A 21,918-nucleotide genomic window follows, 5' to 3' on the forward strand; every position below is an offset into this window, starting at 1 on the left:
GATTGTGTGCATGAATACCAACATGACCAAATATTCTTACGAAAACAGCATTAAACACTGCTAAACAAATTAACCAACAAAGCTATGTTTGACTTAGAAAAAGCCATCGAAATACTGGAGCGAACACCCCGAACATTGGAACAGCTGCTGGACGGCCTTTCCTCACAATGGATCATGACCAACGAAGGCCCAGGAACCTGGAGTCCCTATGACGTGGTGGGACACCTGATTCATGGAGAAAAAACTGACTGGATACCTCGCATACTGATCATATTATCAGAAAAAGAACCAAAAACCTTTACCCCGTTTGACCGCTTCGCACAAGAAAAAAACAGTCATGGAAAAACGATCAATGAGCTGTTAACAGCGTTCAAAAACCTTCGTTTGGACAACCTTAACACCCTCAAAGCTCAGAACATCTCCTCTGAAGATCTGAAGAAAACCGGAATTCATCCTGACTTTGGGCTCGTCACTCTCGCTCAGCTACTCGCCACCTGGACCGTACATGACCTCAACCACCTGTCGCAAATATCACGAGTCATGGCCAGGCAGTACTCCTCTGATGTAGGGCCATGGACTCCATATCTTAAAATTCTAAGGGGCTAGGCAATACTTACATTAAAAATAATCTCACAAATACTCCTAACATTATTTGTAATTTATCTTCTGTTTCAATTGATTTAATGTTTAGCATGAAACTGTTTATCTATGACCAGCCCAACCAGCTATCAGCAGAACATTACGGAGTTTCCTGTCCGCAATATTGAGAAGATTCATTTGCCCAAAAACCTGGAAGACCTCAGAGCCATCCTCCTCCTGGCTGGTGAATCCGGCCGGCCGGTATACCCTATTTCCACCGGGCATAATTGGGGCCTGGGTTCCAGAATGCCAGTGAATGATGCGGACATCATAGACCTGAAGCATCTCAATCGAATTATAGAAGTAAACCGGGAGCTGCGCTACGCCAGAGTGGAGCCGGGAGTCACTCAGCAGCAGCTCTATGATTATCTGGAAATACATGCTCCGGAGCTTATGCTTAATGTGACCGGGAGTGATGCCGGGTCATCCATTCTTGGAAACATCATGGATCGGGGATCGGGTAAAAGTGGCCACAGGGCTGAGGACCTTCGCGAACTTACCCTAATGCTAGCCGATGGGCAGCTCATCCACACGGGCTTTGGCGAACTCCAGAGTACTCATGGATCTTTTTACAAATATGGACTAGGGCCAGACCTTACACACCTTTTTACCCAATCCAACTATGCCATTGTCACAGAAGCTGTGGTGAATCTCAGGGTAAAACAACCATTCAACCTATACCTGGCAGTCATCGACAAGGCAGGGCTACAAGCCTTTCTGAACCAAATGGCGAAGCTGGTCGCTCAGGAGATCGTGGGCTACTCACTGGAAATAGACAGCCAGAATGATCCCAAGATTTATGAATTATTCGAATCAGGAAAAGACTTCAGCGATAAATGGATTGCATGGTTTGTCGTCACCGGACAAGAGGAAGTGCTTCCGGCCAAACACTCGGTGGTCTCCAAAGCACTGGCCAGCCTGACCTCAGATCTCAAAACATATTCATCTGCTGCTGATCATTCCTCCTCTACCCCACCGGTAAGGGTTCGGATAGACCGCTATCATGGCCAGCCAAATGACCACTCCTTACTGGCCACTGCGAGAAAATTTGGTGTGGAGCTATCAGGGCAGGAAGTCAACCTGGATCTGCATCCTCAAATTCCAGGATTTCGATGTGTCTTACCCGTCATTCCATTCACTGGAGCTTCCGCAGCGCTCATCCAGTATATAGAGAACTTTTCCCATGATCGCCAACTGGATCCGGCAATCTCCGTCATTGCTCTGAACAGCTACAGTCTGGAGGTTTTTGCAAGAGTCTACTTTGACCGCTCAGATCAAAGTGCCGTTTCAAAAGCAGGCACCTGGGCCAGCGATCTGTTAAGCGAATTGCAGCTGCAAGGTATCTACCCCTATCGCCTGGACATAGAGAACATGGCAGGATATCTTCAGAAAATCAAAAATCCCTACACCCGGCTACAAAATCAACTGAAAAACCTGTTTGATCCCAACAATACCCTTGCTCCGGGAAGATATTCTTAAAATAATTTAATTTTTTATCCACAACGTGTTAAGCTATATGTGAAAAAATGTTATTTTTCGTCACTAACCAAATCAGCTAATGGCAGAATACATAAGTTTCGAAGACAATATTGAAGCAGGGGGCAACGAACTCCCTATCATCGCAATGGGTAGCCTCGGGCAAAACCAGCGAAAAGCAATCATTGAAAAACACGGGCTCAATGCCAACACCGGAGCCTGGAATAATCTACAATCCCTTCTGGATGCCATGAAAGAAGTGGCCAGTACGATCGGAGAAATGAACCTCTTTCTCATCGGGAAGGCCATCATAGAAGGCACTCAGTTTCCTCCTATGGACAGTCTGGAGAATGCTCTACGGTCAATCGATGTGGCCTACCACATGAACCACCGTAAAAACGGCCAGCCAATGTTCAATCCTAACACCGGTCAAATGACAGAGGGTATCGGTCACTATAAACTGGCCCGGTATGATGCCGAGAATAAGGAAGCCTTGCTCGTTTGTCATACCCCATACCCAGCCAAATTCGAAGAAGGTCTGGTGGTTCAGATCGTGCGGATGTTTAAACCAAAGGATTCTTTGTTTACCAAAGTGAAACTTGATGAAACCAAGGAGACAAAATCGAATGGTGGAGATTCCTGTACTTTCATCATCAACTGGTAGTCATCGGAGAATTTGATACTGGTCAACTTGAATATGTTCAGGCGATTGGATCACTTTCGTGTGAAAGGTGTATGAAACACTCATAATTGTAAAAAAAATCTCAATTTTTTTTCGATTTTATATCACTGCTCTTTTCAGTAATTAGTAAATTATAGCATATAACTGTTTAAATAAGTCAACCGGTGCAATCGTTTGCTCTATACAGTTATGTGTTGTCCTATATCAATTAATTAAAAAAGTAAAGCTATGATTACTCCTATCGAAAAAAAGGGAAACATTATCACTCACGAAGACATCAATTTCAAACTGCAGCAAGAGTTCCAATATGGAGCACTCAAGTTTGCCAACAATCCATTGCACAAAAAGCTGAAAGGCGATGGGCAGGTTTTGGACAAACTTATCTTCCTGCCCCGAATGCTATTCTTTGTAATGGGATTCAAAGACCTGATGCAATTAGTCAGGTACGAACAACCTCAAAACAACCTTGAAGAAAGCGTGAACACTCACAGCGACGAAGATTCCTACCACTGGGAATGGTACCTGAAAGACCTGGCGAGTATGAGTGGTCAGTTCAAAAATGGCAACTCGATAGACCTTATTACCAATGTATGGGACGATGAATCCCTCGCTGTAAGAAAAACCATTTATGCCTTTTCAAGGCATATGCAGAACATGACTGATCCTGTAGCCAGGATGCTCATGGTGGAGGTACTGGAAATCACCTTTGACAAATTCAAAGAAGCAATACATCCTGTACTGAAGGATGCGGATCTTTATGACCGCCTGGAATACTTTGGAAAAATGCACCAGGAAACCGAAGAAAATCATACCACCGGAATCAGTGAAGATGAAATTTCAGGTTTAATAGAAGCACTACCGGATCATCTGAAGAACGATATGTTACTGGTAGTGCGTGAGTTATTTGATAGCATGTACCTCATGGCCGCTAATTGGGCAGAGGCTTAAGTTTATGAATCAACCTAATTTGCGAAAGGCCGGGAGAATTTCTTCCGGCTTTTTTTAATTGTTGTGAACAATAGAAAGTAGTCTGTCCAACTGAAAATCCATGGCCCGACCATCGGCGGTTTTTTGTGGCTCAAGCGATCCAAATTTCTCTGTCAGAGTGTGATAAACTTCAATTCTGGTGGTTTTAATCAGTTGTTTTGCGGTAAAAGGAAAGTGATTATTCATGATTGGTAGGTTTTTGGTGATTCTCTTTATTACTGGAAAGTTACTTCACGTTGCCTTTAATATTAAAACTCTTTTCGGTCAACCTTCGGATTTTGTAGGTGTACACCTGATATGGTCTTATATATTCAGACAATGCCATTTGAAAAACTCCAATGACACCAAGACACTCCCTCAAAACGATTAATTTTCTTATCCGGGAATTAATCCATGACCAGATCCCTTTACTTGAATCAACCAGGCAATCATATGGAAATAGGAATAGATAGTTTCGCTTCAACCATGACCAGCGAGCATGCACAGCAAATCAGTAGCGTACAGGCCATGTCTGAATTGTTAGCAAGAATTGAACATGCAGATCAATGTGGCCTGGATGTCTTTGGCATAGGCGAGCATCATCGCAAGGAGTTTCTGGATTCTTCGCCCACTACCATCCTGGCAGCCGCAGCAGCACGAACCAGCCAGATCAGGCTTACCAGTGCCGTCACAGTATTGAGTGCGGCAGACCCCGTCCGGGTTTTCCAAAATTATGCTACGCTGGACCTGATCTCTAAAGGACGGGCCGAGATGGTGGTAGGTCGTGGATCTTCTGTAGAAGCTTTCCCTTTGTTTGGTTTCGATCTGCAGGACTACGACGAACTTTTTATAGAAAAACTAAACCTCCTCTTACACATCCGGTCCAACGAGCGGGTGTCCTGGTCTGGTAAATTTCGACCAGCAATTAACAACCTCCCGGTATACCCCAGACCTGTGCAAGACCCGCTCCCTATCTGGCTGGGTGTAGGTGGAACGCCTGCTTCATTTGCCCGGGCAGGCTCATTGGGACTGCCCCTGATGGTGGCCATTATAGGTGGAGACACTCACCGGTTCAGGCCGCTCGTAGATCTCTACAGAGAAGCTGGCGCCAAGGCAGGTTTCACTCCTGACCAACTGAAAGTAGGGCTCCATTCACTTGGTTATGTAGCCGAAACCACCGAAGCGGCTATTGCAGAGTACTATCCGGGACATGCCGCCAATATGACAAAGTTTGGAAAAGAGCGAGGCTGGCCTCCAATGAGTCGTGCGAGGTTCGATGCGCACCGGGCACCGTTGGGCTCACTCCTACTTGGTCAACCGGAGGAAGTGGCTGAGAAAATACTCAGGCACAGTGAGGCTCTGGGGGGCATTTCAAGGGTCACGTTTCAAATGGATAATGCCGACTTATCCCATGCGCAGCTCATGCGGGCCATCGAATTGATTGGGGAAAGAATAGCCCCAGTTATTCGAGAAGCATAGCATCACATTGAGGCTACACAATCCAGAGGAGAGTATTCCGCCATTGCTTTCAATTTTATTCTGGGGATTGATTGCCGTTTTTATGGGCTGGGGAAGATTTAAAAAGTTGCCCAGAGCAGGAAGGAAGTAATTCGACCTTCTTCTCGCGTACTAATGCTCCCAAACCTGTCGGCGTATATAAAATTGTGATACATGTTTTTTGACCTTGCTAATGCGTTTGGTAAGGGTTTTCAGGTATCTGTGCATTTCTATTTCCAGCACATGGATTTTCCCATCGTATGAGTGCATACCAAAGCCACTTTTGTATTGACGGGCCATAGCTTCCAACTCCACCTGAGCCTTACAGCGCTCGCCAAAAAAAGCATTAAAACTCGCAATACTGTAATCCTCTTCCAACTTATCCAGGTGTTTCAAAATACGCCTGATGGTGCGTGCAGAGTGATGATGTGTGGTCTCCAACAGTTCCTCATAGAGCAAACCATGATAGTTATGAATCTCGTCCAGCAGTCCATACACACCTTTGCGATGGTCTGCGCTCTCACAAAAACTGGCAAGCCCGTGGTATTGGGTGAGTAACTCCATCTCTTTCTCCCAGTGTCCGGCCAGGGCGATCACACGAGCCTCCAGCTCCATGGATGAAGGATCCGCAAATGACCAAAAAGGGAGCACCCAAAAGTATGCAAGCACTGATATTTTCATGTCTCCAACAAACTGGTGAACATGGCAAAGTTCGCGATACAATGGGTCAGATTCTCTCCCGAATTATCACTAGGCTACTTAGGGAGGAATACTTAGAAATGGAATGCGTATGATTTACCTATCGTCAATAAAAGGTTCTCGCTGCCTCTAACACCTCTTCCAATACTCCAACGGGCAGGTCACTATTGGGATCGACAGGCAGAATCTTCATACGTATACGATCCCCCTTGATGAGCATCGGGTGATCAATCTTACCTCCCTCCACAATGCCGACATAGGGCATTTTTGTCTTTTTATCGGTCCATAGATAACAAAAGGTTTTGCCCCGATAAAGGTAGAAGGGGAGTCGCCACTTCCATGCCTCCGTGATGTCGGGATGGAAAGTCAGCAAGAATTGCCTTAGAGCCAACATGCACCCTTTATTGGGCTCCGGTTGAGCTTCAAAGAAAAGGTCTATGTCGCGGAGGTTCATTTCTGCTAAGCACAATTACCACTCTACCCTATAGGTTAATATGGGAATTAAACCCAGTTGATACTGAGTTTCCAACTGATTGGTAAATCCATCGAAATACTTATAACCTTCATTCTGAACGCCTGATGCATTCTGTAGGTCAAGTGCTATAGAGGTGGTACGGTTTTCCCGGTATCGGGTCCAGAGCAAACGCACATCCAACCGCAGATAAGGTGTTGTCCGATAGTCATATCTCGTGAAATCCATCATGGCCCCGTCTGGATTGGGCAGGTTTTCATAGTAGTTAAAACCTCCCTGATACTGCCCCCTGATATTGAGTCCGAAACGTCTGTTTTTAGTGGCTTTAGACACATCCCATTCCTTGCCGGCGGCCATGCTCACATTGTACTTTGTGTTATATGGTTGCTCAACCGTTCCTTCGATCTCGGATTCAAACACGCTGCCGCCAAACCGGAAATAGAGACCATCTGAAAAACTTTTCTCTGAAGTTAAAGTCCCTCCGGCAGTCCACGCAGTGCGCTCTCCAAGAATCATTACCGAAGGATAGAAGTATCCAAAAAGCTCACTCTGAATATTGAACCCGCGTTTCTCATACACGTGGGTGAACGTACCCCGATAGGACCTAATCAAACCGTAATTCTCATCCCAGACCTGTCCTCCTTCCGTGTGATTAAAATAGTAATTATAGGGATTGGTCAATTGACTGTATTTCCCTCCGGCGATGGTGAGGTAGTTATTGGCATTGAGTTGCTGGGTCAATGAAATTCTAGGGTCAATACTCGCATCGTCGGTACTCTGATTATAGTTCACTCCCGCTTTGACTTTGAGGTCACTGAAAACACGCCATTCTATTTGCGCATACGGATTAATCAGAAACTGATTCAACGAATGATCATATATCCCCTGAAGGCTTCCTGCCCAACTGTATTGATTAGCCAACACCCCCAGCGTCAAATTGGCACCACCAATAGATCTATTGTATGATGAATGAATGCTCAAAATACGTTGACTATTCTGCATGATCAGGCTGGTGTCCCGAACATCGTTATCGTCATACTCATATTCGTCACGTGTATTTTCATAGCCAGAGAGCACGACAGACGTGGTTAGGTGACTGTTGTCAAAACCGGATTTCAGGCTGGCCCCTATCACTCCGGTCTTGTTGTCATAATAAATATCCCGTCGGTCTTTAATCACCTCCGATTCAGAAAATGGTTGATGGTCAAAGTTGTTGAAACTAAGTCCTCCGGTTCCAAAAACTTTCAGCCTGGACCGGGTACCAAGCGGTGTGGAAATATTCAGAGAGAGGTCCTGAAAACCAATGGATTCTCCCCCGAAATCCACCCCAAACTGGGTGAGTAGTCCGGTAAATGAATAGCGATAGTTGGCCGCATAGGTCATTTTACCTCCATTTTTGAAAGGGCCCTCGGTAGCCAAATCCAGCCCAATGAGCGAGGCCTGAGCCGTATATTGCCGCTGGGTGGTGTTCCCATTTTTCAGGTTCATATCGAAAACACCCCCTACACTGTTGCTATATCTGGAATCGAAGGTGCTATACAAGAATTGTGACTGACTGAGCATCTGAGCACTGAGCATATTCACCCCGCCACCAGTAGCTGAGGGTTGATCCAGAAATGTACCCGCATTGGACAGGTGATTAGGGTTAACAATCTCGGCACCCTCCAGCCTCCAGGTATTGTAGTTGGGAGAGATTCCACGCACAGAAATCTGATTATTCTGGTCATTGGTGACCGCCACATCCGGAGAGCTTGTCACCAACCGGGCAGGGTCATAATAAGTAGCCGCAAAACGGTTGATCTGCTCTTCTGTGATACCGATCTTACCAGGCTCAGTAATAGAAATATTGGTGGTTATCACCACCTCATCCAGGTTGGAGCTATTGCGTTCAAGGTATACATCCTGACGAGTAATCACACCGGACTTCACCCACACCTCAGAGAGCGTCTCGCTGGTATAACCTACATAGCTGATCAGAAGCCGGTAACGCCCCGGCTCCAAATCAGTCAATTTGTAGAAACCACTGTCATCGGTGGCCACACCAGTGAGTGTACCTGAGACGCTCACAGTAGCACCTGCCAGCGGTGTATTGCTCATTTGATCATAAACAGTACCGGACACGGTCTGCGCACCCAACTCCACACTGATGATCGCCATCAGTCCCCCAATCCAATATTTCATAGCTTATCCGAGAATTTTTTCTGTCAGGTTTTTATAAGAAAGTTCAATGCTTTTGAGCGGGTTTTCAGACTGATCCTGCTCCACAAAAAAGTGCTTCATTCCTGAGGTTTTTTTCTCAGCAAAAATGCGCTGAAAATCTATGGTCCCTGTGCCCACCTCGGCAAACCCACGCTCCGGTGTGTTGGCAATATCCTTCACATGCCACATGGGTACCCGGCCGCTGTTATCTTTGAAAAACTGGACAGGGTCCAATCCGGCTTTGGTAATCCAGTATAAATCAAGCTCAATCTTGACCATTTCAGGGTCGGTCTCATTCAGCAGGATGTTCATGGGCAGCTCGCCTTCCAGTTCCTGGAATTCAAAGTCATGGTTGTGATAGCAAACTGTGATACCGGCAGACCCGGCCTTCTCAGCGCATTTGCTCAGGGTGGCGGCATAGCCTTTGTATTGATCCAAAGAAACACGCTGCTCTGGCGACAGCCACGGGAAAACAGCATACTGCTGCCCGGCATCCACCATAAACTCAAGTGCCTGATCAAAACCCTCCGCGAAAACCTGGGAAGACATGTGACCACTGGTCAATTCCATACCCAGATCACTTACTATGCTCCTGAATTCCTTTCCAGAAAAGCCATAAATTTTGCCAGCATCATACCCGGCTCCCTCAAGCTTCTTATAGCCTATCCTGGCTATCTTCTCCAGGGTGCCCTTAGGGTCACTGCTCATTTCATTTCTCACAGTATACAGCTGCACGCCAATCTTAGTAGATGGTTTGACCGAGGCGAGCAACGATGGCATGGCCATAACGGCCGCAGAGGCCACGGCCGAGGTTTTCAGGAAAGTTCTTCTCTTGTAAGTCATAGCTGGTTAAGGTTTTGGGTTGAATTCAATATTTCGAATATAAAGGAGCTTGTTTTCTTCTCCTTCATTGGTAAACACAAAGTAGACATTTTGGAAACCCGTCACATCGTTGATCTCTATCTGAAATGACGTGGCAGGGCCCGCTGCTGGATCCGGATAAATCTCCCGACTACCAATCTCCTCTCCATCAGGAGCACCTGTGCGGATAGATACGTGGCCACCCTTCTCTCTGTTAGCTACCAAAAAGGACACACTCGCGATCCCGGTCAGGTCAATATTTTTGAAACTCACCCATGAACCGTGATAAATGCTTCGGATGTCACCACCACGCGCCTGAATATCTTTCGAATCATCAAACAGGTCTGCAGCCATGCGGGACGGACGCAACCAAATATTTCGGGTAGATTCGATAGGGCGTAGCGGAGCCTTACCGCGATCCTTATAGGCGGCAGTAAAGAGGTATCGCCCTTCTGGCTCAGTGGCTGTAAATGCTCCGGCCAAAGGATAGCTCGCTTGGTTAGCTAGGGACAATATATACTCCACTATACTGGCCGCATCATCTGTGGTCAAATCGGGGTGTGCGGACATTGCCTGCTCGCCCCATACGCCACCACCACCACTGATGATCTTTCTGCTGAGGTAATTGACCGCATTGCGGTCAGTTTTGTAGCGATCTGCCACAGCCGCATAGGATGGTCCGATGGACTTTTCATTCACCTTGTGACAGCCCTTACAGTCCAGCGCCTCAATAAGAGTGAGTCCATTGCTCACCGGTACCTGATGACCAAGTGCTTCCGCCATATCTGTGGATTGATAGTGGTTAATATCAAACCGGATTTGATCTGAGGCAATACCTACACCTTTTTCGTCTTCCAGGTCACTGATCTGCACTTCATAGGCGATGTTGCGACCTTCCCAAAAGAACGTATTGTTACCCGCTATCGCAATATCCACCACCGGGGGCTCATTGCCCACCTCAATGGTAAACTGCTGGGTACGGTAGTCCCCTTTACCATCTGAGAGTGTGAGTTTAGGATAGTATACACCTTCTTTTTCAAACACATAAGTGAATGATGAGTCATTGAATGTCTCATTTTCTATCTCCCATTGATATTTAAGCTTGTCACCATCGTAATCTTTAGATTCGGATGCATCAAAAATCACCTTCAGTGGCGCGGATCCGCTGTATCGCGAAGCTGAAGCATTGAGAACCGGAGGCCGATTGCCCTCTATGTATCTGATTCTGGATAGTTTGGCGTTCTCGTTTCTTGTAAACCAGCCCGTACCGTACTCTATCATGTACAAATTTCCATCCGGCCCAAATTCCATGTCCATGGCATTGTTGAATTCAGTATTGGGCATAAAAGGATACCAGTCGGTAGGGTTACCCTCTTCATCAAGCTCCAGAAAATAAATAAATCCGCGCATCCAGTCATAATAAATCACACGACCGTCCAGATAAGCCGGAAATTTAGAGCGGCCTTCATACATCTCTGAATAGTACACCGGACCCGCCATGGCATTACGCCCGCCATTTTTCAACTGTGGAAATATGTCGGTGCGTGCATAAGGATAGTAAATCTTTGCTGGCTGGGCCGGAGGCAAATTTTGAAGTCCGGTGTTGTTAGGCGAGTTATTAACAGGTGATGCCGGATCATACATATCCCTGGAAATGCCCGTTTCAAAATCATATTCGTTGTAGGCATAGTTGTTTCCAACAAAAAGAGGCCAGCCGAAAAATCCGGGCGCTCGGGCCACATTGAATTCATCATGTCCACGGGGCCCACGGCCTTCGGCATCTTCTCCGGCATCAGGACCTACATCCCCCCAAAAAAGCCATCCACGCTTAGGATCCACAGAAATTCGGTAAGGATTTCTACAACCCATCACATAGATTTCAGGTTTGGTCAAAGGGTCTTCATCTACAAAAAGATTGCCCTCAGGTATGCTATATGTACCATCCGGCTCTGGTTTGATCCTGAGAATCTTACCTCGGAGGTCATTGGTGTTGGCAGAAGACTTCTGGGCATCCCAGGCGGACCTGCCGGGGCGCTCATCCGAAGGCGAAAAGCCTTTGGAGGCAAAAGGATTGGTATTGTCACCAGTGGAAAGATAGAGTAGTCCATCGCTGCCAAACTGTATAGATCCACCGGTGTGACAGCACTCCTCACGCTGCACGGGCACTTTCAACATCACTACCTCATTAATCAAACCTTTAGCGGTGTATGAAAACCTGGACAAATGCTGAACAGGTTCGTCCCCTACCGGAGAGTAGTACACATACACCCAATCATTTTGCTCGAATTCAGGATCCAGGGCAATTCCCATAAGTCCATCTTCTTTTTCGTGGTACACCGGAATGGAATCATAATCCGAGAGCTCATTGGTTCTGAGATCATACTGCTTGATCGCTCCCCTTCTCTGGGTAAATAATATTCTATCCTTGGGCAGAACCACTATTTCTGTAGGCTCATATAGATTGGTAGCAAAAACTTCCTTAACAAATCTGCTCTCCTCCGGCGCCTCTTCCACTTTGGTTTCGTGGGCTGTCTGCCCACATGATAGAAATAATCCTACTAACCCTACTAACCCTAATTTTTTCAATTTACAATTCTCTAATTTTTATATTTCTGAACCACACTTTGTCCCCGTGATCCTGTAAGGAAATATGACCCTCTTTACCCGTGCCAAAGGCTTCCATTTCTGAAAATTTGCTACCTGCCACCAGTGCATTCCACTCTGGTGTCCAGAAATCAAACTCCACCACTTTGTATCCATTGAGCCAATGTTCCACATGGCCATTGTTCACTTTGATTTGGGTTCTGTTCCACTCTCCTGCAGGGTTTACGGTCACAAATTTGGTTTTGATCATATCATACAAATCTCCACTGCGGTGCTTTTCAATCTGACCATCTGGATGTCTCAGATTGTCCAAAAGCTGATATTCCGGACCCGTATGCCATACATAGTCATACTGATCATCCTCTACCACATTGTAGATGATCCCACTATTGCCCCCCTCTGAGATTTTCCAGTCAATCTGGAATTCGTAATTCTTGTACGGCTTATCGGTAATGATGATGTCTCCGCCATCCTCGGCCTGCCAGCCAGCTCCTGACCCCTTACCGCTAAAATGGAGGGTACCATTGGCCACCCGCCATTTTTTACCCAATGTTTCTGACTTGAAATTGCGGATACCCCCGGTAGTCTTTCCATCAAAAAGCAATTTCCATCCCTGTGCTATCTCAGCGTCAGAAAGCTCATTGTGAGCAACCTGATAACTGTTGGTAAACCCTGGAAGATCCTTTGGGATATTGGTCAAGGTATACCAGGCCTCCGTGGTCCACAGTTCATGATCCAATTCGCTTGCGAATGGTCGTTTGATGCGGAAGTATACCACGTGCTTTTCCTTCAATCCTTCCAGCTCAAAAAACACTTTTTTGCGGTCTTCTGACAGGTAGAAATTCTTGGGCTTCATCTCGGTCACGCCAAGCTTTGGTCCTCCGTATTCGGCGGTTGGCTTGAAGTAAAACTGTTCAATGAGAAAGTCCTCAGCGCTGATATTCTGACCGGCTTTGATCGGTTCGGTAAATTCAATTTCGAATCCATTGGAACGAGCACTTACTTTAAGCATTTCGAACACTGAATTTTCATTGTAGACCAATCGCTGCAAACCATAATTCAGCTTACCCGTCTGACCCCAGTTGCCAGACACTCCAATACCACCCGCCAAAAGAGAGCCATCAGGTGCCCATGCCAGGCGATTCACCCCAGCCTCTATGCCTTGTGAGAATCTGAAAACAGCACCCTGATAGATGCCATCAACTTTCTCAATGGCAACACGCTTGATACCTCCATGAGTCACTTCACAGTGAATCATTTGGCCGGCATATGGCCCCTTATCTATGGCCAATGGGGTACTTGGTGAGTTCCCAATTTCGTCCTGAGGCAGCCAAACAACCGGCTCGTCCTGTACAAGACCTTCTGTTCCTTCAGGATCAACGGAGCGTGAACCATACCATGCGCCTTCTCTTACATGATTGATCTTAGATGCCGGCAACCAGTCTCCCTGATTGTCAGCTACGAAAATTTCTCCATCCACTCCTATTCCAATGCCATTGGGTGTTCTGAGACCCGAGGCTATGAACTCTACTGCACCCGTTTCTTTGGATATCTTGATGATCTTACCACGATCTTTGGGCTGTGGCTGCGCAGATGCACCTCCTGGCAGAATGTCTGTAGCCAGTGCACCGTAGAAATAACCATCCTTATATACCAGCCCGAATGAGAACTCGTGAAAATTGGCAGAAACAGTCCAGTCATCCGCTACCGTCTGATATTCATCTATCAGTCCATCTTTGTCATTATCTATGAGTTTGGTCAATTCCTGTTTTTGAAGCACATAAATCTCCCCATCCACCACTTTGATACCCAAAGGCTCTGCGAGTCCGGTAGCTATACGCTGGACAGTGATCTCCCCGGGATTAGGTGATCTGAAATTTTTGACGAGGTAAACCGGCCCCAGGGAATCCCAGGTACACACGAGCATTTCATCCGCTGAAAGGAAGTCTATACCGCCTACTCTAGGTCGGAAATCATCAGGTCGTGCCTGGAAAATATCAAAAGCAGGGTGTACGCCCGCGAGCCAGCGACCATCTCCGGGAATGGATTTTACCAGCACTTCATCACTGATGTATTCTTTGGTCTCCAAATAATCCGAAGGGGATACGAAAAGCATAGACTCAGGTACCACTTCAAATTTACCGGCCTCCTTATTAAACCACTGTAAAGAAACCGACCCACCGCCACTGGCCTGAAAGTATTGAATTTCGAAAGGGTGATCCCCCTCTGTGAGATATACCTCGCCATCTTTGGCCGTGGGGCCATGGAAGCCACCATGATCAATGGCTATCATATTGTCCACAAAAAGTCGGGAGCCGTCATCAGACACCAACCTCAGGCTATAACTGGCTGTCTTGCTGATTTTTAAATTCCCTTTGAACAAAACAGCAATGCGCTGTGTACGCTCACCAAAATCGCTTGCCTCCCGCACGTGTATCTGAGGTACAATGGCTGCACTAATGGGCAATGCTTCCTTTTTCAGGGTATTGAAGTTGGGCTGATCTCCACTATAGAGGTAGAGGTATGCGGCCGCACCGGATGATTCTTTGGATATATTCACTTCATCCTGAAATTTCACCGGAACGGTTTTTTCACCCAAATGCCAGGCTCCACCATCCGAATCCTCATCATCGTCATCCAGAGATAAAATGTACCGAATCATCTCCCCGGCATCCTCCTCAGACAACCCTGCATGTGGGGTCATCATCGCTTCACCCCAAACGCCACTTCCTCCGTTGATCACCTTTCCGGCAAGCATCTTCACTGACTCGTCACTATCACTGTATTTTCTGGCGACGGATATATAAGCCGGACCCACTGTTTTTACCTCCTCATTGTGGCAAGACTTACAGTCACTGCGCTCTATCAGCTGAGCACCAGCCGCCAGACCTGTATCTTCAGTGTCCTCCGCCTCAACGGCCAGACCTTTGTCAAAGCCTTCGTGATAAAACGCTCGCAACTCTGTGGGCTCATCCGGCGATAAAGTCAACACCCCTGCCACTGTCACTACATTTCCATCAGGGTACTCCTGATTACTTGTGGAGGTCACCTCAAAGCTGCCATTGGTATTGAAATCCCGCTCGCTCACCAATGAAGAAATGGTGGTATTGAGTGCCACCTGATAATCTCCGGCGTTTGAAACCTTAAATTGTCTGGACAGTCCACTCTGACTACCTCGCTTGATGGCTTCAGGTATTTCTTCAACTAGAATTTTGCTGTCCGGTGTGCTCAACTCGTAGGTGAACACGACCTGACCATCCACAAAACGATGGCCTTTATACTGTACCTCAGGAATCGTGATCTCGTCTCCTTTTCTTAAAACCCATTCTACATCCTCTTTCTCATCTGTGTAGTAAGCATAGCCCTTGGAGGTGGGCTGAGGTCCGTGAACAGTAGTATATACTGCACCGTCAAAATTCACTCCACCCTTCCATGCCTTATAAAGGCTGGCGGTGCGGGCATCGTAGGCCACCCATACATCTTCATTAAGTGCTGCGGTCACCATTCTGGGCTTCAAATCCAGGACAGAGCGAAACACCCAGGCTTCTCTGGGCCTTTCAAATTGTCGTTTCTCCTGACAGGCTGCCAGTGCGCCAATGAGCAAGCTGATATAAACTAATTTCTTCATACTTCTTTACTTCTCTTCTTACTTATTCTTACTTATATACCTAAGATTTTCCTGTTGGCCACATCATCTGGCTTGGCACCGGCAAAGTCATCGAAGGCTTTTTCGGTCACCTGAATGATATGATCCTGAATGAATGGTGCACCTTCTTCAGCCCCCTGTTGCGGAGACTTAATACAACACTCCCATTCCAGCACCGCCCAACCATCATAGCCATATTGGCTCAGTTTGGAAAAAATGCCGCTAAAGTCTACCTGTCCATCTCCCAATGATCTGAATCTGCCCGGACGATCCACCCATCCCTGAAAGCCACCGTATACGCCCGACTTTCCGGTAGGATTGAACTCCGCATCCTTCACATGGAACATGCGGATGTTTTCGTGATAAAAATCGATGAACTGCAAATAATCCAACTGCTGCAGTACGAAATGCGATGGATCATACAGAATCTTCGCTGAGCTATGCTTACCGGTAGCTTCCCAAAAGCGCTCGTAGGTAATACCATCGTGCAGGTCTTCGCCCGGGTGCAGTTCATAACAAATTTCCACACCATTGTCCCTGGCATGATCAAGTATGGGCAGCCATCGTTTGGCCAGCTCATCAAAACCCATCTCTACCAGGCCGGCCGGGCGCTGGGGCCAGGGATACACCGTATGCCAAAGTAAGGCCCCGGAGAAGCTCGCCATCACATCAATGCCAAGGTTCTTGCTCGCAGTAGCGGCACTTTTCACCTGGTCGATGGCCCATTCCGTTCGGGCTTTGGGGTTTCCTTTGACAGCATCCGGAGCGAATGAATCAAACATGGTGTCGTACGCCGGATGCACAGCAACCAACTGGCCCTGAAGGTGTGTGGCCAGTTCAGTAATTTCTAATCCTGCTTCGTTCACGATCCCTTTGATCTCATCGGCATAGGTCTTGCTCTCAGCTGCCTTTTTAACATCGATCAGCCGGCCATCCCACGCCGGAATCTGAACACCCTTATACCCTATTCCTTTTGCCCATTGGCAAATGCTCTTCAGGTTATTAAATGGTTCTTTGTCATCAGCAAATTGTGCTAAAAATATGGCTGGTCCTTTGATGGTTTTCATGTCTTTTTTAATCTAATGATTCTACAATTGATTGATTGGGAAGCTGCTTTGCCCTCAGACTTTCGTCCAAATGTTTCCATTTTTGGTGGAGGCTACAACGGCTTTCACCAAAGCCATTCCCTGAACGCCCTCCCTGATACCCGGAAAATCCAAAATTGGATTAGCTGGTTTACCCTCGGCGTGGTTTCTCAATGCCTCTGCATAGTTTCGGTAGATATTGGCGAAAGCCTCAATGTATCCTTCCGGATGACCAGAGGGAGTACGTGTGTGCTGCATGGCTTCATCGTACAAATAGCCGCCCCTGTCTCCACCCGTCCGATAGATTTTATCCGGGTTTCCATGGTCTTTGACAATGAGGGTGTTCAAGTCCTTCTGACTCCACTCAAGGCCTCCTTTGTCACCATAAATTCTGATTTTAAGGTCATTTTCCTCACCAGAAGCCACCTGTGAAGCAGAAAGCACACCATTGGCGCCATTTTCAAAGTGTAACAAAACATTGGCATCATCGTCCAGAATACGACCGGGTACAGTAGCGCGTATTTCTGAGAGTACCTCGGTGATTTCCAGTCCGGAAACGTACTCAGCCAGATTGGCTGCATGCGTGCCAATGTCTCCAAAACAATTACTAATCCCTGCACGGGCCGGATCGGCTCTCCAGGAGGCTTGTTTTTGATCGGTATCTTCTACCTTGGTACTGAGCCAACCCTGTGGGTATTCTACCATTACCTTTCTTACCGTACCTATATCTCCCTTGCGAACCATGGCCATGGCCTGTTTTACCATAGGGTAGCCTGTATAGGTATAGGTCACCGCAAAGGGAAGTCGGGTCTCAAGCACTTTTGCTTCCAGATCCCTGGCTTCTTCCAGGGTAAAGGCCAACGGCTTATCGATAATCACCGGAAAGCCATTTTCCAAAGCCATCATGGCCGGGGCAAAGTGCATCACATTGGGTGTGACAATGGAAACGAAATCCATACGCTCCCCAACAGGAAGTGCCTGCTCTTTGGTGATCATTTCCTCAAAAGAGTCATAAATCCTGCTTTCAGGAAGAAAAAGTGCCCGGCCTGACGCTGCGGAGCGCTTGGCATCCGAGCTGAAAGCTCCGCACACCAATTCGATTTGTCCATCAAGATTGGCAGCCATGCGGTGCACCGCTCCAATGAAGGCGCCCAAGCCCCCACCTACCATTCCCATCCGGAGTTTTCTATCTCTCATTTTGGATTACTTTATTTAATTTCTACCCAGGCCTGTCCCTTCTTATTGGACTCCAGTACGGCCTCAATAAACTTCATTCCTCGTACGCCATCTTTCACACCAGGGTAAGCTCCTTCCCGAACTTTCTCTCCTCTGATGGCCAGCGCTGTGCCCTTGTATATATTGCCCATGGCATCAAAAAGACCCTCAGGGTGCCCTGGAGCAATCTTAGTGCTTTCCTGTGCAAATTCAGAATTGTATGGATTTCCGGGTTTGAAAATCTGAGCGGGCTTCCCCTCCTGCAGATAAGTCAGGTATGTGGGGTTTTCCTGCTCCCACTTCAAGCCCCCCTTATCTCCGTACACCATGACGGAAATGTTATTCTCTTCGCCTGTGGCAATCTGACTGGCACAAATGACCCCTTTAACTCCATCCTTTGTACGGATCAGCGCCGTTCCGTCCACATCCAATGGATTGTCGTCATATAGGGTGTCTATATCAGCCAATACTTTTTCTACCTCCAATCCAGTGGTGTACTCGATCAAATTAAAGGCATGAACCCCAATGTCTCCAAAACAGCAACTCTGACCCGATTTCTTAGGGTCCAAACGCCAAACCTGAGCCCGTTTGTCTTTTTCATGAATAAAAGGGTTGATCCAGCCCTGATAATACTGTGCATCTACTTTCTGAATCTTACCAATAGCGCCAGCAGCTATCATGGCCTTCATCTGGCGTACCATTGGATAACCTGTATAGGTGTGTGTGAGACAGAAAACCACCTTCTTTTTATTTACCAACTCCTCCAACGCTACGGCCTCTGCCGCTGTGATGGTGATCGGCTTCTCGCAAATCACATTAAACCCTGCATCCACGAGCTTCATCGCCATGGAGTGGTGCAGAAAATTGGGTGTAAGTATGGAAACCACCTCAATTCGCTTGTCTGCTGGCAAGGCCAATTCTCTTTCTATAAATACCTCCAGGCTCTCATAGGCCCTGGAAGTATCCAGCTCCAGTTTTTCCGCAAAAGCAATCCCACTTGAATGATCAATATCAAAAACACCCCCAACAAGCTCATACTGCTCACCCATATAGGCCGCAATCCTGTGGACGATTCCGATAAATGAATTGGGCCCTCCGCCGATTAAACCGAGTCTGATTTTTCCTTTGTTCATGCTGATTTATTAGTCTGAAATACTCTGATTAGAAATAATATTCGTTGAAACTCCGAATTTGGTTGGAAATCTATCAAGATTGACCGCCAAATTCAATTTTTTATTCCCTGCAAACGTTTGCAATAAGTGTTAATCTTACAACTTTTCTAATTTGCTTTGAATTTGATGCTTCGATTTACTTACTTGACAAGTTTTAACCTTAACTAACAGATGGAAAATCAATTGAATCGCAATCGACTGTTTATAGCCAGTTGCTTTGCACTACTTACCACCGCGTTTGCGTTTGGTATCCGGGCCGGTATCATGAATGACCTGGTCACGGACATGAGTCTTACAGATCAGCAATTGGGCTGGATCAACTTTATGGGAATATTTGGATTCCCGATAGCCACATTAGTAGGCGGGCCACTTTATAACTCCCTGGGACCCAAAAAAATAGGAAATATTGCCTTTTTGTGTCACTTCATCGGCATCACGTTTTCCATACTTTCTAATAGCTTTTACACCCTTTTCTTCTCCACCTTCTTCATCAGTTTTGCGAATGGTATGGTGGAAGCGGCCTATAACCCGCTCATAGCCTCCATGTATACTTCTAACAGGGCCACCATGCTCAACAGGTTTCATGTGTGGTTTCCCGGTGGTATAGCCATAGGCTCGTTGATTGCTTTAAGCCTTGGGCTGCTGGGTGGTAGCTGGCAGGTCAAAATTGCTGTGATGTACGTGCCTGCATTTACCTATTTTCTTCTGTTCAGAGGTCAGTCTTTCCCTGAAGCACCCAAAGAAACGACCATGTCCACTGCAGAGAACCTCAAAGCGATCATGTCATCGCCTATTTACTGGCTGATGCTGGTATGTATGGCACTGACCGCCACCACTGAGCTGGGCACACAGTCGTGGGTAGAAAGAATCCTGGCCAACTCCGGCGCACAGCCACTGCTGGTACTGGCACTCGTGACGGTACTGATGGCCGTAGGCAGAATGTTTGCCGGGCCGCTGATTCACAGACTCAACATTACAGGGGTGCTATTGGGCTCGGCCATTATCTCCGCACTGGCTATCTTCATGATGAGCATGGCCACGGGGCCCATGGTTTACGTAGCTGCAGTACTTTTTGCCATAGGTGTGTGTTACTTCTGGCCAAACATGATCTCCTTCGTAGCAGATTATTTACCTAAAACGGGAGCACTCGGCATGTCCCTGATAGGTGGCGTGGGTATGCTAGGGCTTTCTATTTTCCAACCTATCATTGGTGGGTGGATAGAGGGGCACAGAGCCGTCAAATCTGCTGAAGGATTGACCGGAGAGGCGCTGGAATTGGCTGCCGGCCAAGCTACCCTGGCCAACATTGCAATCATCCCAACCTTACTGATTGGTGTGTTTCTTTTCCTGTTTTTCTATGTAAGGAAAAACAAGACTCACGCTTAAGCTTCACATTATAGTATTCAAAAAGGGCTCCGAAATGCAGATTGCATTTCGGAGCCCTTTTTCATTTTTAAGACTCAGAGGACTATTGCTGATATTTGATGTCTTCGTTCTTAAATGTCAGCATAAAAGCAAAAAACACTAACAAAGCAAACCCTGCAGGAACAACCCAAATGCCGCTCCAGTCGTGGCCACCTTCCAGCACGTAAAAATCTGTGATTTGTCCGGCAACCCAAAAACCTACCAACATCCCCACTCCGTAGGTGGCCAGCGTGATCATGCCCTGTGCCGAGCTTTTAAACTTATCACCTGCTTTAGAATCGGTGTAAATCTGACCTGAAACAAAGAAGAAATCATAGCAGATGCCGTGTAGCGCAATCCCCAAAAGCAGCATCACCACCAGTTCTTCATTGTTTCCAAAGGCGAACATCAAATACCGGAGTACCCAGGCAAGCATGCCGAAAAGCAGCGTTTTCTTGATGCCATATCGGCTCAGGAATATGGGAAGCAAGAGCATAAAGCCAACCTCTGAGACCTGCCCGATGGTCATTTTACCGGTAGGGTTAGCCACTCCCATTTCTGAGAGAAACGGATTGGCATTTTGATAGTAGAAGGCCAAAGGGATGCAGATCAATACTGAGGAAAAAAAGAACACCGCGAAATTTCGATCTTTCAACAGCCGGAGTGCATCCAATCCCAATATGTCCTTCAGCAATAGCTTTTCCCCTTTGGCAATACCCGGAGGAGTAGCCGGAAGCGTGAAACTGAACACTCCCAATAGCAGCGAGAACCCTGCACTCATGATGAAGGTGTTTTTTAAGAGTCCTGACGAGATTGCATCCGGAGCATCCCAGGAAAACAAATAACTAATCACCAAACCGGCGGCAATCCAGCCAATGGTACCCCAAACCCGTATTTTGGAGAACTCTTCGGAAGGGTTTTCCATTTGTCTGAATGCAATGGAGTTGACAAGGGCCAGTGTGGGCATGTAGGTGATCATATAGGCCAGCACATAAGGATAAAACGCTGTGAAATCCACGGATACATACATCTGGTACATGAGCAATGCTCCGAGCAAGTGCAGTAATCCCAAAATGCGCTCCGCATTGAAGTACCTGTCGGCAATCAGTCCAATGACAAAAGGCGCAATAATGGCGCCCCAGGATTGCGTGGAAAAGGCCATTCCAATCTGACTACCCGTCGCTCCAAGGTTATTGCCCAAAAAGGTGCCCAGGGTGACGAACCAGCTTCCCCAGACAAAAAACTGAAGAAACATCATGGCACTCAATCGAATTTTTATCTGATTCATGTGGTCAAAGGTT

The 21,918-nt window shown here is 46.9% G+C and carries 17 protein-coding genes; 6 read left to right on the forward strand and 11 right to left on the reverse strand.

All coding sequences use genetic code 11. The annotated features are described in order from the left end of the window. Nucleotides 1-84 precede the first annotated feature (84 nt). The 4 genes from RIH33_RS01590 (at nucleotide 85) to RIH33_RS01605 (ending at nucleotide 3,745) form a co-directional block, all read left to right on the forward strand. Nucleotides 85-606 (forward strand): DinB family protein, encoded by a 522-nt coding sequence (locus RIH33_RS01590; protein WP_406654664.1) that lies wholly within the window; start codon nucleotides 85-87, stop codon nucleotides 604-606. 102 nt (nucleotides 607-708) lie between these two features. Beyond that, on the forward strand, nucleotides 709-2,118 hold the full coding sequence (locus tag RIH33_RS01595) for an FAD-binding oxidoreductase (protein WP_406654666.1): 1,410 nt from the start codon (nucleotides 709-711) through the stop codon (nucleotides 2,116-2,118). 79 nt (nucleotides 2,119-2,197) lie between these two features. Further along, the gene (locus RIH33_RS01600; RefSeq protein ID WP_406654667.1) at nucleotides 2,198-2,779 is read left to right on the forward strand and encodes a hypothetical protein; all 582 of its coding nucleotides are present in this window, start codon (nucleotides 2,198-2,200) and stop codon (nucleotides 2,777-2,779) included. A gap of 246 nt (nucleotides 2,780-3,025) precedes the next feature. Beyond that, nucleotides 3,026-3,745, forward strand: coding sequence for a hypothetical protein (locus RIH33_RS01605; RefSeq protein ID WP_406654668.1), 720 nt, complete (start codon nucleotides 3,026-3,028; stop codon nucleotides 3,743-3,745). A 54-nt stretch (nucleotides 3,746-3,799) separates the two neighbouring features. Here the strand turns inward: RIH33_RS01605 and RIH33_RS01610 are convergent, their stop codons facing one another. Further along, nucleotides 3,800-3,970 carry a hypothetical protein gene (locus RIH33_RS01610; protein ID WP_406654670.1) on the reverse strand — a complete coding sequence of 57 codons (171 nt, stop codon included), beginning with the start codon at nucleotides 3,968-3,970 and terminating at the stop codon, nucleotides 3,800-3,802. 246 nt (nucleotides 3,971-4,216) lie between these two features. Here RIH33_RS01610 and RIH33_RS01615 point away from each other — a divergent pair, with 246 nt between their 5' ends. Next, nucleotides 4,217-5,242, forward strand: a complete 1,026-nt coding sequence (locus RIH33_RS01615; protein ID WP_406654672.1) for an LLM class flavin-dependent oxidoreductase — start codon at nucleotides 4,217-4,219, stop codon at nucleotides 5,240-5,242. Between the two features lie 150 nt (nucleotides 5,243-5,392). Here the strand turns inward: RIH33_RS01615 and RIH33_RS01620 are convergent, their stop codons facing one another. The 9 genes from RIH33_RS01620 to RIH33_RS01660 form a co-directional block, all read right to left on the reverse strand. After that, nucleotides 5,393-5,941, reverse strand: coding sequence for a hypothetical protein (locus RIH33_RS01620; protein WP_406654674.1), 549 nt, complete (start codon nucleotides 5,939-5,941; stop codon nucleotides 5,393-5,395). 124 nt (nucleotides 5,942-6,065) lie between these two features. Beyond that, nucleotides 6,066-6,413, reverse strand: a complete 348-nt coding sequence (locus RIH33_RS01625; protein ID WP_406654675.1) for a DUF1801 domain-containing protein — start codon at nucleotides 6,411-6,413, stop codon at nucleotides 6,066-6,068. Between the two features lie 15 nt (nucleotides 6,414-6,428). Then, nucleotides 6,429-8,612, reverse strand: a complete 2,184-nt coding sequence (locus RIH33_RS01630) for a TonB-dependent receptor (protein ID WP_406654676.1) — start codon at nucleotides 8,610-8,612, stop codon at nucleotides 6,429-6,431. A 3-nt stretch (nucleotides 8,613-8,615) separates the two neighbouring features. Continuing rightward, nucleotides 8,616-9,473: a sugar phosphate isomerase/epimerase family protein gene (locus RIH33_RS01635; RefSeq protein ID WP_406654678.1), complete on the reverse strand. Its 858-nt coding sequence runs from the start codon at nucleotides 9,471-9,473 to the stop codon at nucleotides 8,616-8,618. A 6-nt stretch (nucleotides 9,474-9,479) separates the two neighbouring features. Next, nucleotides 9,480-12,077: a PQQ-dependent sugar dehydrogenase gene (locus tag RIH33_RS01640; RefSeq protein WP_406654679.1), complete on the reverse strand. Its 2,598-nt coding sequence runs from the start codon at nucleotides 12,075-12,077 to the stop codon at nucleotides 9,480-9,482. A 1-nt stretch (nucleotide 12,078) separates the two neighbouring features. Then, the gene (locus tag RIH33_RS01645; RefSeq protein WP_406654680.1) at nucleotides 12,079-15,723 is read right to left on the reverse strand and encodes a family 16 glycoside hydrolase; all 3,645 of its coding nucleotides are present in this window, start codon (nucleotides 15,721-15,723) and stop codon (nucleotides 12,079-12,081) included. Nucleotides 15,724-15,755: 32 nt separating this feature from the next. Next, a complete protein-coding gene (locus RIH33_RS01650) occupies nucleotides 15,756-16,808 on the reverse strand; it encodes a sugar phosphate isomerase/epimerase family protein (protein WP_406654681.1) in 1,053 nt (350 codons plus the stop codon). A 54-nt stretch (nucleotides 16,809-16,862) separates the two neighbouring features. After that, nucleotides 16,863-18,023, reverse strand: coding sequence for a Gfo/Idh/MocA family protein (locus RIH33_RS01655; RefSeq protein ID WP_406654682.1), 1,161 nt, complete (start codon nucleotides 18,021-18,023; stop codon nucleotides 16,863-16,865). Nucleotides 18,024-18,034: 11 nt separating this feature from the next. Beyond that, nucleotides 18,035-19,174 (reverse strand): Gfo/Idh/MocA family protein, encoded by a 1,140-nt coding sequence (locus RIH33_RS01660; protein WP_406654683.1) that lies wholly within the window; start codon nucleotides 19,172-19,174, stop codon nucleotides 18,035-18,037. Nucleotides 19,175-19,384: 210 nt separating this feature from the next. Here RIH33_RS01660 and RIH33_RS01665 point away from each other — a divergent pair, with 210 nt between their 5' ends. After that, entirely contained in the window at nucleotides 19,385-20,599 is a 1,215-nt protein-coding gene (locus RIH33_RS01665) for an MFS transporter (protein WP_406654684.1), read from the forward strand. 82 nt (nucleotides 20,600-20,681) lie between these two features. Here the strand turns inward: RIH33_RS01665 and RIH33_RS01670 are convergent, their stop codons facing one another. Then, entirely contained in the window at nucleotides 20,682-21,905 is a 1,224-nt protein-coding gene (locus RIH33_RS01670; protein ID WP_406654685.1) for a nucleoside permease, read from the reverse strand. Nucleotides 21,906-21,918 lie beyond the last annotated feature (13 nt).

It is taken from the genome of Marinoscillum sp., assembly GCF_040222955.1.
In the GTDB taxonomy this organism is placed as follows: domain Bacteria; phylum Bacteroidota; class Bacteroidia; order Cytophagales; family Cyclobacteriaceae; genus Marinoscillum.

Excerpts from the sequence above, each read along its gene's own strand:
- RIH33_RS01590 (WP_406654664.1), top strand. The coding sequence starts at position 85 with ATGTTTGACTTAGAAAAAGCCATCGAAATACTGGAGCGAACACCCCGA.
- RIH33_RS01595 (WP_406654666.1), top strand. The coding sequence starts at position 709 with ATGACCAGCCCAACCAGCTATCAGCAGAACATTACGGAGTTTCCTGTC.
- RIH33_RS01600 (WP_406654667.1), top strand. The coding sequence starts at position 2,198 with ATGGCAGAATACATAAGTTTCGAAGACAATATTGAAGCAGGGGGCAAC.
- RIH33_RS01605 (WP_406654668.1), top strand. The coding sequence starts at position 3,026 with ATGATTACTCCTATCGAAAAAAAGGGAAACATTATCACTCACGAAGAC.
- RIH33_RS01610 (WP_406654670.1), bottom strand. The coding sequence starts at position 3,970 with ATGAATAATCACTTTCCTTTTACCGCAAAACAACTGATTAAAACCACC.
- RIH33_RS01615 (WP_406654672.1), top strand. The coding sequence starts at position 4,217 with ATGGAAATAGGAATAGATAGTTTCGCTTCAACCATGACCAGCGAGCAT.
- RIH33_RS01620 (WP_406654674.1), bottom strand. The coding sequence starts at position 5,941 with ATGAAAATATCAGTGCTTGCATACTTTTGGGTGCTCCCTTTTTGGTCA.
- RIH33_RS01625 (WP_406654675.1), bottom strand. The coding sequence starts at position 6,413 with ATGAACCTCCGCGACATAGACCTTTTCTTTGAAGCTCAACCGGAGCCC.
- RIH33_RS01630 (WP_406654676.1), bottom strand. The coding sequence starts at position 8,612 with ATGAAATATTGGATTGGGGGACTGATGGCGATCATCAGTGTGGAGTTG.
- RIH33_RS01635 (WP_406654678.1), bottom strand. The coding sequence starts at position 9,473 with ATGACTTACAAGAGAAGAACTTTCCTGAAAACCTCGGCCGTGGCCTCT.
- RIH33_RS01645 (WP_406654680.1), bottom strand. The coding sequence starts at position 15,723 with ATGAAGAAATTAGTTTATATCAGCTTGCTCATTGGCGCACTGGCAGCC.
- RIH33_RS01650 (WP_406654681.1), bottom strand. The coding sequence starts at position 16,808 with ATGAAAACCATCAAAGGACCAGCCATATTTTTAGCACAATTTGCTGAT.
- RIH33_RS01655 (WP_406654682.1), bottom strand. The coding sequence starts at position 18,023 with ATGAGAGATAGAAAACTCCGGATGGGAATGGTAGGTGGGGGCTTGGGC.
- RIH33_RS01660 (WP_406654683.1), bottom strand. The coding sequence starts at position 19,174 with ATGAACAAAGGAAAAATCAGACTCGGTTTAATCGGCGGAGGGCCCAAT.
- RIH33_RS01665 (WP_406654684.1), top strand. The coding sequence starts at position 19,385 with ATGGAAAATCAATTGAATCGCAATCGACTGTTTATAGCCAGTTGCTTT.
- RIH33_RS01670 (WP_406654685.1), bottom strand. The coding sequence starts at position 21,905 with ATGAATCAGATAAAAATTCGATTGAGTGCCATGATGTTTCTTCAGTTT.